The organism is Streptomyces sp. RGM 3693 (genome assembly GCF_050471125.1).
Classification (GTDB): domain Bacteria; phylum Actinomycetota; class Actinomycetes; order Streptomycetales; family Streptomycetaceae; genus Streptomyces.
This window is the reverse complement of record NZ_JBMPPQ010000001.1, coordinates 2,431,813-2,444,874: the sequence shown is the minus strand read 5'-3', so window position 1 is coordinate 2,444,874 and position 13,062 is coordinate 2,431,813. Positions and strand designations below refer to the sequence as shown.

General features: G+C 73.1%; 11 protein-coding genes. 10 read left to right on the top strand and 1 reads right to left on the bottom strand.

Features of this window, described 5'->3' with window-relative positions:
* Positions 1-19 precede the first annotated feature (19 nt).
* The 6 genes from ACO0M4_RS10460 (at position 20) to ACO0M4_RS10435 (ending at position 6,154) form a co-directional block, all read left to right on the top strand.
* Entirely contained in the window at positions 20-1,369 is a 1,350-nt protein-coding gene (locus tag ACO0M4_RS10460; protein WP_430369561.1) for an SWF or SNF family helicase, read from the top strand.
* A 222-nt stretch (positions 1,370-1,591) separates the two neighbouring features.
* Positions 1,592-2,473 carry a YceI family protein gene (locus tag ACO0M4_RS10455; RefSeq protein WP_430369560.1) on the top strand — a complete coding sequence of 294 codons (882 nt, stop codon included), beginning with the start codon at positions 1,592-1,594 and terminating at the stop codon, positions 2,471-2,473.
* A 14-nt stretch (positions 2,474-2,487) separates the two neighbouring features.
* Positions 2,488-3,423, top strand: coding sequence for a homocysteine S-methyltransferase (mmuM, locus tag ACO0M4_RS10450; RefSeq protein WP_430369559.1), 936 nt, complete (start codon positions 2,488-2,490; stop codon positions 3,421-3,423).
* Positions 3,424-3,688: 265 nt separating this feature from the next.
* Complete coding sequence (locus tag ACO0M4_RS10445; protein WP_430369558.1) at positions 3,689-4,468, top strand: basic amino acid ABC transporter substrate-binding protein; 780 nt, start codon at positions 3,689-3,691, stop codon at positions 4,466-4,468.
* Entirely contained in the window at positions 4,468-5,259 is a 792-nt protein-coding gene (locus ACO0M4_RS10440; RefSeq protein ID WP_430369556.1) for an amino acid ABC transporter permease, read from the top strand. The genes ACO0M4_RS10445 and ACO0M4_RS10440 overlap by 1 nt, the downstream gene beginning before the upstream one ends.
* A gap of 55 nt (positions 5,260-5,314) precedes the next feature.
* Positions 5,315-6,154 (top strand): amino acid ABC transporter ATP-binding protein, encoded by an 840-nt coding sequence (locus ACO0M4_RS10435; RefSeq protein WP_430369555.1) that lies wholly within the window; start codon positions 5,315-5,317, stop codon positions 6,152-6,154.
* A gap of 66 nt (positions 6,155-6,220) precedes the next feature.
* Here ACO0M4_RS10435 and ACO0M4_RS10430 read toward each other — a convergent pair whose 3' ends face one another.
* Positions 6,221-7,081 carry a hypothetical protein gene (locus tag ACO0M4_RS10430; protein WP_430369554.1) on the bottom strand — a complete coding sequence of 287 codons (861 nt, stop codon included), beginning with the start codon at positions 7,079-7,081 and terminating at the stop codon, positions 6,221-6,223.
* A 190-nt stretch (positions 7,082-7,271) separates the two neighbouring features.
* Between ACO0M4_RS10430 and ACO0M4_RS10425 the strand changes: the two genes are divergently transcribed.
* The 4 genes from ACO0M4_RS10425 (at position 7,272) to ACO0M4_RS10410 (ending at position 13,006) form a co-directional block, all read left to right on the top strand.
* Positions 7,272-8,240, top strand: a complete 969-nt coding sequence (locus tag ACO0M4_RS10425) for an acetylxylan esterase (RefSeq protein ID WP_430369553.1) — start codon at positions 7,272-7,274, stop codon at positions 8,238-8,240.
* A gap of 153 nt (positions 8,241-8,393) precedes the next feature.
* Positions 8,394-9,824 (top strand): xylulokinase, encoded by a 1,431-nt coding sequence (gene xylB, locus ACO0M4_RS10420; RefSeq protein WP_430369551.1) that lies wholly within the window; start codon positions 8,394-8,396, stop codon positions 9,822-9,824.
* A gap of 208 nt (positions 9,825-10,032) precedes the next feature.
* Positions 10,033-11,445: a family 2B encapsulin nanocompartment shell protein gene (locus ACO0M4_RS10415; protein ID WP_430369550.1), complete on the top strand. Its 1,413-nt coding sequence runs from the start codon at positions 10,033-10,035 to the stop codon at positions 11,443-11,445.
* Positions 11,446-11,590: 145 nt separating this feature from the next.
* Positions 11,591-13,006, top strand: coding sequence for a family 2B encapsulin nanocompartment shell protein (locus ACO0M4_RS10410; protein WP_430369549.1), 1,416 nt, complete (start codon positions 11,591-11,593; stop codon positions 13,004-13,006).
* Positions 13,007-13,062: the final 56 nt, after the last annotated feature.

Below are 13,062 nucleotides of genomic sequence, written 5' to 3'. Positions count from 1 at the left end.
GGACAGGACGGACGAGGGCATGGCAGGCGGGGATATGGCGGACGAGGGCATGGCGGGCGGGGACGCGGTGTACGGGCGCGGGACCGGTGGGGCGGGGCCGGAGCGGACGTTCGCCGCGCTGCCGGTGGCGCACGGCCGGGGGTTCGCGCAGACCTGGTGGGGACAGGCGTGGCTCAAGGCGCTGGAGGACACCGCGTTGGACGGGGCGCAGGTGAAGTCGGGCCGTCGGCACGCCCGCGCCGGGGCGGTCGGTGCGGTCTCCGTGCGCCCCGGCCGGATCACCGCCGTCGTTCAGGATCGCGACCGCACCCGGCACCGTTCGGACGTCCTGCTCCAGCAGTTGACCGCGGCGGACTGGGACCGGTTGCTGGACGTCATCGCGGACCGGGCCGGGCACCTCGCGGCCCTGTTGGACCGCGACATGCCGCCGGTCCTGGTGGAGGACGCGGCGGCGGCCGGCGTCGAACTCCTGCCGGGCATCGGGGACCTGGAACCGGAGTGCGCCTGCGAGGCGTGGGACCACTGCGCGCATTCGGCGGCGCTGTGCTACCAGGTGGCGCGGCTGCTGGACCAGGACCCGTTCGTACTGCTGCTGTTGCGCGGGCGGGGCGAGGAGGAGCTGCTGGACGAGCTCCAGCGGCGCAGCGCGTCCCGTGCCGAGGCGGCGGGCCCGGCCGGTTCAGCGGACCGGGACGCGGCGGGTGTCCCGGCGGCCGAGGCGTACGCGGCGCGGGACATCCTGCCGCCGCTGCCACCGTCACCGCCGCCGGTCGCCACCCCCGGCCCGGCGCCGGCGCTCGGCGGTGGTGCCCCGCCGGCTCCCGGAGTGGCGGCGGACGCACTGGAGTTCCTGGTCCAGGACGCGGCGGCGCGCGCTCAGCGGTTGCTGACGGAGGCGCTCTCCCCGGGGCACGCCGACCGTCCGCCGGCGCCCGCGCTGACGCCCTCCCAGGACGCGGTGCGGCTGGCGACCGCCGGGCCCGGGGCGGCCGTCGCGGCGCGGCTGGCGGACGGTTCGGGGCGTGATGCGCGGGGCCTGGCGCTGGCCGTGCGGGCCTGGCAGGTGGGCGGTGCGGCCGGGCTGGCGGCTCTGGAGGAGGAGTGGACGCCGGCGCCCGAGGTGCTGTCCCGTGTGCGGGACCGGCTGGCGGCCGCCTGGGAGGACGAGGCGTCCCGGCCGCGGTTCCGGGCCGCCGGCAATCGCTGGACGGTCGTCGGCGGGGACATCCAGCTGCGCTTCGGGCGCGACGGCCGCTGGTGGCCGTTCAGCAAGGAGGGCGGCCGGTGGGCGCCGGCCGGCCCGGCCGCGGAGGATCCCGCGGCGGCGCTGGCCGGCCTCGCGGCGGACGTATCGGAGGGGTGCTTCTAGGGGGAATCCCCCCGTGGTGCGAGAAACATCACCTTTGGTCAGACCTTGACAGTGATGGCCGTTTCGGGTCGCCACCAATGACAGGATGGAACCGAATCCGCACCCTTTTCGTGCGATTCATTCCGCGGCGCCGTCCGCTTGCGCCTGCCCGCGACAGCCTGCGTCCCCGCACGCCGGCTGCCCGCTGTTCGACCGATCCGACCGATGGGGCCCCGTCCTGCCATGCCGCTCGCCTTCCTCCACCGCCTGCGCGACCGCACGCCGCACCACACCCAGCCGTTCCTCCCCCGCGGGGCGGGTGCGCTGGACCTGTGCGTCAACGATCCCGTCGGACTCCCGATGGCCGGGGTGGGGATCTCGGTCAGGGACTCCGCCGGCCGGGAGGCGACGGCCGGCCGGACCGACCCCAACGGCCGGCTGACCGTGACGCTGCCGCCCGGCGGTTACCGGCTCGCGGTGACCTCCGACGGCTTCCGGCCGGCCCGCTTCGAGGCTGAGGTGGTGGCGGGCGAGCGGACCGCGCCCCGCCCGGTCACCCTGGAACTGGCGCCGGCGCTGCCGCTGCCCGACGCCGGCCAGTGGCAGCTCGACGCCGACCACAGCGCCATCCGCTTCACCGCCCGACACATCGGACTGGCCGAGATCCACGGCCGGTTCAACCGCTTCGAGGGCGGGCTGTGGATCGGCGAACGGATGGAGGACTCCCGGGTCGAGGTCACCATCGACGCGGCGAGCATCGACACCGGCGTACGGATGCGGGACGACCATCTGCGGTCGGCGGAATTCCTGGACGTGGCCCGCTTCCCCCACCTCCAGTTCGCCGGCGAACGGTTCGTCCACAAGGGGGGCGGCCGATGGGCGGTGCAGGGCGTGCTCCACCTGCACGGCGTCAGCCGCACCATCCAACTGGACACCCGCTACCTGGGCATCGGCACCGGTATCGCGGGCGAGACCCGCACCGCGTGCCAGGCCGTCACCGAACTGCACCGCGAGGACTTCACCTTGGACTGGCGCAAGATGCTGGCCAGGGGGATCGCCGCGATCGGCGCTACCATCCGGGTCGAGCTGGACATCCAGGCGGTCCGGCCCGAAGACCGACCCTGAGAAAGGTTGTCCCCATGACCGGCCCATCGCCCCAGCCACCGTCGCCGCCGCTCGCGGAGGCGCTCGCTGCGGGACCGGTCGTCCTCGACGGCGGGCTGTCCAACCAACTGGAGGCCGACGGCCACGACCTGAGCGACGCACTGTGGTCGGCCCGGCTGCTCGCCGAGGAACCCGACGCCGTACTGCGGGCCCACCTGGCGTACTACGAAGCCGGCGCCCAGGTTGCCCTCACCGCCAGCTACCAGGCCACGTTCGAGGGCTTCGCGCGGCGCGGCACCGGCCCGGAGGAGGCCGCCGGGCTGCTGCGCCGCAGCGTCGCACTGGCCCGCGAGGCCGCCGCGCGGGCCCAGGCGGGCGGGGTCACCGGGCCGCTCTACGTCGCCGCGTCGGTGGGGCCCTACGGGGCGATGCTGGCGGACGGCTCCGAATACCGCGGCCGGTACGGCCTGTCCGTCGACGCACTGGAGCGCTTCCACCGGCCGCGCCTGGAGGCGCTGGCCGCCGCCCGACCCGACGTGCTGGCCCTGGAGACGGTGCCCGACGCGGACGAGGCGCAGGCGCTGCTGCGGGCGGTCCGCGGCCTCGGCGTCCCGGCCTACCTGTCGTACAGCGTCGCCGGCGACCGGACCCGCGCCGGGCAGCCGCTGGCCGAGGCGTTCGCCGGGGCGGCGGACGCGGACGAGGTGATCGCGGTCGGGGTGAACTGCTGCGCACCGGACGACGCCGACCGGGCGGTGGAGATCGCGGCCCGGGTCACCGGCAAACCGGTGGTGGTCTATCCCAACAGCGGGGAGAGCTGGGACGCCACGGCCCGGGCCTGGCGCGGCAGTCCGGCGTTCCGCGCGGACCGGGTGGCCGGCTGGGTCGCGGCCGGCGCCCGACTGATCGGCGGCTGCTGCCGGGTGGGCCCGGACGCCATCGCCGAGCTGGCGGCGACGCTGGGCCGCTGACCGGGTCGCGGAAAAACGGTCGGCGGGCGGCCGGCGCCCCTGGACAGCCTCGCTGCCCGGAGTTTGGGCCTCACTCCGCTCGGCTGGCTCTGGGCCCTGCGCTGAGCCGACCGCCGTCCTCCGGGACCGCCCGGCAACACAGCGGGCCGACGTTACCCAGCCGCAACGGACGCACCGGCGACAGAACCCTCGGCCGATGGCAGGATGCAGGCCAACTCACGGCACCCCCGGCCCGGTTGACCGTCACGGCACTCCTGGAGGCCCTGTGACCGCTCGCTCCGCGTTGCCCCCTCTGGCCGCCGTCGTCGCGGCCACCGCCCTCCTGGCGGGATGCACCAGCACCGCGCCCGCCGGCCCGGGCCAGGGCCCGGAACTGGTCCGCCCCGGAGCGCTCCTGACCTGCACCCACCTCCCCTACGCCCCCTTCCAGGTGACGCGCGACGGCAAGGTCGTCGGGTTCGACGTGGACCTGGTGGACCTGGTGGCCAAGGACCTCGGCGTCACCCAGCAGATCATCAACACCCCCTTCGAAGGCATCGAGACCGGGCAGGACTTCGCCATCCGCACCTGCGATGTGGCCGCGGCGGGCATGACCATCACGCCGGCCCGGGCCAAGGTCATGGACTTCTCCGACCCGTATTTCAACGCCACCCAGGCGCTGCTGGTGAAGCGCGGCACCCCGGTCAAGAAGATCGAGGACCTACGGGGCAAGAAGCTCGGCTACCAGAAGGCCACGACCGGCGCGCTCTACGCCAAGGCGCACGGAAAGGGCGTCGAACTGGTCGAGTTCGAGGACGTCGGACTGCTGCTGACGGCCGTGAGGTCCGGCCAGGTCGACGCCGGGATCAACGACAACGGGGTGCTCTTCGACTACGTGAAGCACAACCAGGACACCCGGGTGGCGGCCGAGTTCGACACCGGCGAGCACTACGGATTCGGCGTCCGGAAGGGGAACGACGCGCTGCGGGAACGCATCAATAAGGTCATCGCGCGGGCCAAGAAGGACGGCAGTTACGACCGGATCCACCGGAAGTGGTTCGGCTGATGCCCCGGCACCCGTCGAGGCGACGCCGGGCACGGCTGGTCCGCGGGGCGCAGTACGGCGTGCTGGTCGCCGCGGTGGGGGTCCTCGCCCTGGCCGCGGACTGGCGCCGGCTGGGGTCGGCGTTCTTCGACGTCTCCGTCGCGCGGGCGCTGTTCCCCGACATCGTCACCACCGCGCTCGTCAACACGGTGCGGTACACCCTGCTCGGATTCGGCTTCGGGCTCGCGCTCGGGCTGGTGCTCGCGCTGATGCGGCTGTCGTCGGTGCCGCCGTACCGCTGGATCGCGGTGACCTACATCGAGTTCTTCCGCGGGATCCCCGCCCTGCTGGTGTTCATCGCGCTCGGCTTCGGGGTGCCGCTGGCGTTCCAGGTCGCGCTGGACCAGGGCGTCACGGTGATGCTGTCGTTGGGACTGGTGGGCGCGGCCTACATGGCGGAGACCGTCCGGGCCGGCATCCAGGCGGTGCCCAAGGGACAGACGGAGGCGGCGCGTTCACTGGGCATGTCACAGGGCCGGGCGATGGTCTCGATCGTCATTCCGCAGGCGTTCCGGATCGTCCTGCCACCGCTCACCAATGAACTGATCCTGCTGACGAAGGACTCCTCGCTGGTGTACCTGCTGGGGCTCTCGCTCTCCCAGTTCGAGCTGGCCAACTTCGGGCGGGACGCGCTGAACGAACACAAGAGCCTCACCCCGGTGCTGGTCGCGGGGCTGCTGTACCTGGTGATCACCCTTCCGCTGGGCCAGGTGGTCCGGCGGCTGGAGGCCCGTACGGCGAGGGCCCGGTGAGGGGCCGCGCGGGCGGGTGGCGGAACGACCGGGTGAGCGACGGGCAGGGGGCGGGATGACTGACGGCGGGGACGACAACGCCATCGAGGTGCGTGGGCTGCACAAGGCGTTCGGTGCGCTGGAGGTGCTGCGCGGGATCGACTTCTCGGTGGCGCGCGGCGAGGTGGTGTGCGTGATCGGGCCGTCGGGTTCCGGGAAGTCGACGCTGCTGCGCTGTGTGAACCTGCTGGAGGAGCCGACCGCCGGCCGGATCACGGTCGCCGGCACCGAGGTCACCGACCCGGACGTGGACATCGACCGGGTGCGGCGCCGGATCGGCATGGTGTTCCAGTCCTTCAACCTCTTCCCCCACCTGACCGCACTGGAGAATCTGACGATCGCTCAGCGCCGGGTGCTGCGCCGCGACCGGGCAGTGGCCGAGCGGATCGCCCGCGACCAGCTGGCCCGGGTCGGCCTGGGCGACAAGGCGGCCGCCTTTCCGGCGCAGCTGTCGGGCGGGCAGCAGCAACGGGTGGCCATCGCCCGCGCACTGGCGATGGATCCGCAGCTGATGCTCTTCGACGAACCGACCTCCGCACTCGACCCGGAACTGGTCGGCGATGTACTGGCGGTCATGCGGTCGCTGGCGCGGGACGGGATGACCATGTTGGTCGTCACACACGAGATGGGCTTCGCCAGGGAGGTCGCCGACCGGGTGGTCTTCATGGACGGCGGGCTGATCGTCGAGGAGGGCGCCCCGGATCAGGTGGTGGGCGCTCCCCGACACGAGCGGACCCGGGCGTTCCTGTCGCGCGTGCTGGACCCTGCGGCGACCGAGGTGGACGGGGCGGGCGGGACCGACGGGACGGGCGGGACCGACGGCACCGGGCCGGCCGCCGAGCCGCCGAGCCGCTGACCTGACCTGACATGACATGACCCACACCGTCCCGCCCCTACACCGCTGCCTGGTGGCCGGTCCGGCTCAGAGCAGCGGCTTGGTGAGCTTCTTGGTACCGCTGCGGTTGCCGGTCAGGCTGCACACCGCTGACTTGATGCCCATCTTGTAGCCGCTGGCGCTGGGGAACTGCACGTAGGTGCCCTCGGCCGTCCCGGCGGGCTGCTTGGACGCCTTGTACTGGAGTTCGGAGGCGCACAGTGCGGCCGCCCGGTCCTTGATCTCGGCCTCGGAGGCCAGGCTGGGCGGCAGGGTGTAGACGAAGACGACCTCGGCGTCGTGCGGGCCGGTGCAGGAGGCCGACGTGTTGTTGCCGCCGTTCCCGCCCGGCGGGATGTCGTAGCAGTCACCGGTCTTCAGCGTGTAGAAGGCGACGGTACGGCCGGTGGACGAGGACGCGGTGCTCTCCGGGCCGGTGGGGGTCGCGGCGGGCGAGCCGGACGGGGACGGCGGGCCGGAGTCGGAGGCCGCCGGCGTGGGGCTGACCGTGGTGCCGGCGGGCGGTCGGGCCTGGTTGCCGCCGCCGTCACCGCTGTTGGCCCATATGACGCAGCCGATGACGAGCGCCACGGCCAGCACGCCGGCGCCGATGATCAGCGCGATGGTGGTGCCGTTGCCGCCGCCGGAGGGCGGGGTGGGCGGCGGCTGCCAACCGCCGGGCGGGCCGCCCGGACCGCCGGGCCCGGGCGGCCCGAAGCCGCCGGCGGACGGACCGTACGGCCCGGCGGGCGACTGCCCGGCCGGTGGCGCCGACGGCCCGTAGCCGCCCGGCCCCGGCTGCGGCCCGCCGGGCCCGTAACCGCCGCCCGGCGGGCCGAAGCCGCCCGGCGTACCCGGGGGCGGCTGGTGCGGCGGTTGGTTGGACGGCGGGGGCGGGGGAAAGCTCATGGCGGAAATATCGCTTCTTTGGTGGGAGTCGAGGACGCGGTGACCGATCCGGACCGATCCGGGGCGAGACCTTCAGCCCCGGTGGGCACCGTTGGCGACCCGCGGCACCGGACGGACGGCTCCCGGTCCTGATCGCCCGGACAGACCCTAACGTGCCCGACGTGTACGCCTCACTGCCCGGAGGTGCGCCATGTTCACCGACCTTCCCCTGGACGAACTCCGCCGCTACCGCCCTCCCCTGCCCGAGCCGCCCGGCTTCGACGCCTTCTGGCGCCGGACCCTCGACGAGGCCCGGACCCACGCCCTCACTCCCCGCTTCACCGCGGCCGACACCGGTCTGACCCAACTGCACACCGCCGACGTGGAGTTCGCCGGTTTCGGCGGGCACCGGATCCGCGGCTGGTTCCTGCGCCCGCGGACGGCCTCCGCCCCCCTGCCGTGCGTGGTGCAGTACCTCGGGTACGGCGGCGGCCGGATGCTGCCGCACGACTGGCTGCTGTGGCCGTCCGCCGGCTACGCCACGCTGGTCATGGACACCCGCGGTCAGAGCGGCCCCAACCGGCCCGGCGACACCCCCGACCCCGAGGGCGTCGCACACCCGGGCGTACCGGGCAAGCTGACCCAGGGCCTGCTCGACCCCGACACCTACTACTACCGGCGGCTGATCACCGACGCCGTACGGGCCGTCGAAGTCGCCCACGGACACCCCGCGGTGGACGCCGAACGGATCGTGGTCGCCGGCGGCAGCCAGGGCGGCGCCCTCGCACTGGCCGTGGCGGGCCTGGTCCCCGGCCTGGCGGGCGCACTGATCGACGTGCCGTTCCTGACTCACATCCGGCGCGCCCTGGACGTCACCGACCAGGGACCGTACGGCGAACTCGCCCGCTACTTCGCGGGCCAGCGCGACCACATCGACACCGCGCTGCACACCCTCGACCACTTCGACGGTCTGAACTTCGCGGTCCGCGCCACGGCCCCGGCGCTCTTCGGCACCGCCCTGCGCGACGAGATCGTCCCGCCGTCCACCGGGTTCGCCGCCTACCACCACTACGCGGGCGACAAGCAGCTGGAGGTGTGGCGGTTCAACGCCCATGAGAGCGGCGGGGGCGCGCAGCGGACCGCGGAGATCCGGTTCCTCCGCAAGCTGTTCGACGGCTGACCGCTCCGGCCGGCGCGCGCCGCGCGTGTCGTCCACAGGCCGCCCGGGCCCCGCGGCGCGCGGATTACTATGCGGCAGCGCACCGGGGCCCTGAGCGGCCGGGAGCCCCGGGGTCAGGGCCTGGACGAACCGGCCGCCGAGGGAGAGTGCTCGATGGGCGCACAGTCGGCCGGACCCCTGGTCGTCGGAGTGGACAGCTCGACGCAGTCCACCAAGACGCTGGTCGTGGACGCCGAGACCGGCGAGGTGCTGGCCCGTGGTCAGGCACCGCACACGGTCAGCGGCGGGGCGGGCAAGGAGAGCGATCCCCGGCAGTGGTGGCAGGCGCTGGGCGAGGCACTGGCCCAGTGCGGGCCGGCCGCCCGGCAGGCGTCCGCGGTCTCCGTCGCCGGGCAGCAGCACGGCCTGGTGACCCTGGACGCGGCCGGTGAGCCGGTCCGTCCGGCGCTGCTGTGGAACGACGTCCGGCCGGCCCGGGAGAGCGCGCGGCTGATCGCGGAGGGCGGCGGCCCAAAGGTGTGGGCGGAGCGGATCGGAAGCGTGCCGGGCCCGGCGTTCACGGTCGCCAAGTGGGCCTGGCTGCGTACCCACGAGCCGGCCGCGGCGGCCGCCACCACCGCCGTCCGGCTGCCGCACGACTACCTCGTCCAGCGCTTGACCGGCCAGGCGGTGACCGACCGCGGCGACGCCTCGGGCACCGGCTGGTGGGCGACGGCCACCGGCGCCTACGACACGCAAGTCCTGGACCGGGTCGGACTCGCCCCGACGATGCTGCCGCGGGTGGCGCTCCCCGGCGAGGCGGCGGGCACCGTGCGGACCGATGAACTCCCTCTCCCCCACGGCGCGTTGGTGGCCGCCGGGACGGGCGACAACATGGCGGCGGCGCTCGGGCTCGGCCTGCGCCCCGGGCAGCCGGTGCTGAGCCTGGGCACCTCCGGCACGGCGTACGCGGTGACCACCCGTCGGCCCGCCGACCCGACCGGCACCGTCGCCGGCTTCGCCGACGCCCGCGGCGACTGGCTGCCGCTGGCCTGCACGCTCAACTGCACGCTCGCGGTGGACCGGGTGGCGGCGCTGCTCGGCCGCGACCGGGAGGCCGTCGAACCGGGCGGCAGCGCCGTACTACTGCCGTTCCTGGACGGCGAGCGGACGCCGAACCTCCCGCACGCCACGGGCCTGCTGCACGGGCTGCGTCACGACACCACCGCCGGCCAGCTACTCCAGGCCGCCTACGACGGCGCGGTGTTCGCGCTGCTGCGGGCGCTGGACCACCTGCCGGGGGTGGACACCGCGCCCGGCGCGCCGCTGCTGCTGATCGGCGGCGGGGCCCGGGGCCACGCCTGGCGGGAGACCGTGCGGCGCCTGTCGGGGCGCCCGGTGGTGGTGCCCGAGGCGGACGAACTGGTCGCGCTCGGGGCGGCGGCACAAGCGGCCGGGCTGCTGCTGGGCGAGGATCCGGCGGCGGTGGCGCGCCGTTGGGGGACGGCCCGCGGCGCGGAGTACCCGGCGCGGGAGCGGGACGGCGACGCCTGGGACCGTCTGGCGGCGACGCTGACCGACGGAGCAGCGCTGTTGGGCGACTGACCTCCCGTCCGTGATCATCACCCCGGCACACTTTTCCCAGTACCGAAAAACCTAAACTCTTTCCATGGAAAGATAATTCCATGCCACCCAATCGAGCGATTGTGTGCATAAAAAGAGCGCCACTATCTTCGAGGCGGCGGCGAGCTGCCGGGGCCCTCGTCGAGTCCTGCCCGGCGTTCCACGCCGCAGCCTCCACGAGATAGGTGACATGGTGACGATTGCCGGCGAAACGCTGACCGGAAACGCCGAAGAGAGCCAGAATTCCAGCCTGAGTACCTCCGCTGCGCGGAATCTGGCGACGACCACCAAGACCGCGCCGCAGATGCAGGGCATCACGTCCCGCTGGCTGCTGCGGCTGCTGCCCTGGGTACAGGTCTCGGCCGGTACGTACCGTGTCAACCGGCGGCTGGCGTACACCGTCGGCGACGGGCGGATCGACTTCGACATCGACGGCACCTCGGTCGCGATCATCCCCGAAGAGCTGCGCGAACTCCCCGCGCTGTGGGAGTTCACCGACGTCGACGTGCTCACCGCACTCGGCGAAAGGTTTACTCAACACGAGTACGCGCCCGGCGAGTTGATCGCCCAGGTCGGCGCCCCGCACGACCGGGTGGTACTGATCGCACACGGCCGGGTCGACCGGATCGGCACCGGCAAATACGGCGACGAGACCGTCCTCGAAGCGCTCGCCGGCGGCGACCACCTCGGCGACGCCGTACTGAACAGCGCCGACGGACAGTGGGAGTTCAGCTACCGGGCGGTGACCCGGGTGACGGTGATGGCCCTGGCGCGCCAGGACGCCCAGGAGGTCATCGGCCGCTCGCCGGCCCTGCGCGACCACCTCTCGTCCGACGGCCACCACTCCGCACGGCCGACCAACGCCAGCGGCGAATCCGCGATCGCCCTCGCCTCCGGCCACCACGGCGAACCGGCCCTGGCCAGCACGTTCGTCGACTACGAGCGGACGCCGCGGGAGTACGAACTCAGCGTCGCGCAGACCGTCCTGCGCACCCACACCCGGGTCGGCGACCTCTACAGCGACCCGATGAACCAGGTCGAGGAACAGCTGAAGCTCACGGTGCAGGCGCTGCGCGAGCGCCAGGAGCACGAGATGGTCAACAACCGCGAGTTCGGCCTGCTGCACAACGCCGACCTCAAGCAGCGCATCCACACCCGCAACGGCCCGCCCACCCCCGACGACCTGGACGACCTCCTCGCGACGGTGTGGAAGGACCCGGGCTTCCTGCTGGCCCACCCCAAGGCGATCGCCGCGATCGGCCGGGAGTGCAGCGCCCGCGGGCTCTACCCGGACGCGGTGGACTTCATGGGCCACTCACTGCCGTCCTGGCGCGGGGTGCCGATCTTCCCGTGCAACAAGATCCCGGTGACGAAGGAGGGCACCAGCTCGGTGCTGTTGCTGCGCACCGGCGAGGACAAGCAGGGCGTGGTGGGGCTGCACCGCAGCGGAATTCCCGACGAATACGAGCCGAGCCTTTCGGTGCGTTTCATGGGAATCGACGACAAGGCCGTCATGAACTACCTCGTCAGCGCCTACTATTCGGCGGCTGTTCTCGTCCCCGATGCCCTGGGAATCCTGGAAGACGTGGAAATCGGACACTGAGCGGAAAGCCTCCGGACAGCGACTGCCGCGCCGCGCGGACCGGCAGCGTGCCCGCTCCACCCGCTTCTCGGCTGATTTCCCGCGCCTTTCCCCGCGATTTACCTACGAAGCTTCACGCACCGATCGGAACAGGTGACCCCCCGCCATGACCACATCCGTGGATCCCACGTCCGGCCCGCAGACCGACGGCTCCGAGCAGCACCGGTCCAGCCTGGACACCGCGGCCGCTCGCAATCTGGCGACCACGACCAAGACCCCGCCGCAGATGCAGGGCATCTCCTCGCGGTGGCTGCTGCGGGTCCTGCCCTGGACGCAGGTCTCCGGCGGCACCTACCGCGTCAACCGGCGCCTGACCCACACCCTGGGTGACGGCCAGGTGGAGTTCGTCACCGAGGGCGCCGAGGTCCGGGTCATCCCGCAGGAGCTGCGCGAACTGGCGCCGCTGCGCGGCTTCGCCGACGACCCCACCCTCCAGGAGCTGGCCGGGCGGTTCGCCCAGCGGGACGTCGTCCCCGGTGACGTCCTCGCCGAGAAGGGCACGCCCACCGACCAGGTCATCCTGATCGCACACGGCAAGGTCGAACGGGTCGGCACCGGCAAGTACGGCGACGAGACGGTGACCGCGGTGCTCGCCGGCGGCGACGCGGCCGGCGACGCGGCGCTGCTGGCCCCGGACGCCCTGTGGGAGTTCACCCTCCGGGCGGCCACCCGTGGCACCGTCCTCACCCTCTCCCGCGGCGACTACGAAGAGGTGCTGGGCCGTTCGGCGACGCTGCGCGAGCACATCGAGAGCTTCCGCACGGCGCTGGTCCCGGCGCAGAACAAGCACGGCGAGGCGGCCATCGAACTGGCCGCGGGGCACGTCGGCGAGCCGGCGCTGCCCGGCACCTTCGTGGACTATCAGCGGGCGCCGCGGGAGTACGAACTGAGCGTCGCGCAGACCGTGTTGAAGATCCACTCGCGGGTCGCGGACCTCTACAACGACCCGATGAACCAGCTGGACCAGCAGCTGCGGCTCACGGTGGAGGCGCTGCGCGAGCGCCAGGAGCACGAGATGGTCAACAACCGCGAGTTCGGCCTGCTGCACAACGCCGACCTCAAGCAGCGCATCCACACCCACAGCGGCCCGCCCACCCCCGACGACCTGGACGAACTGATCTCCCGGCGCCGCAAGACGCAGTTCCTGCTGGCGCATCCGCGGACCATCGCCGCCATCGGGCGGGAGTGGAACGCCCGAGGGATCTACCCGGCGACCGCTCAGATCGAGGGAACGCCGGTGCGCGCCTGGCGCGGCATCCCGCTGCTGCCCTGCAACAAGATCCCGATCAACCCCGACCAGACCAGCTCGATCCTCGCCCTGCGGGTCGGCGAGGAGAACCAGGGCGTGGTCGGGCTCCACCAGACCGGCATCCCGGACGAGTACCGGCCGGGCCTGTCGGTGCGGTTCATGGGCATCAACGACCAGGCCGTCATCAAATACCTGGTCAGCGCCTACTACTCGGCGGCGGTGCTGGTGCCCGACGCGCTGGGTGTCCTGGAGGACGTCGAGATCGGGCACTGAGCGACCGACCGGACGCACCGTCACCCGGGTGCCGTCGCGGTGCCGACCGTCCGTCA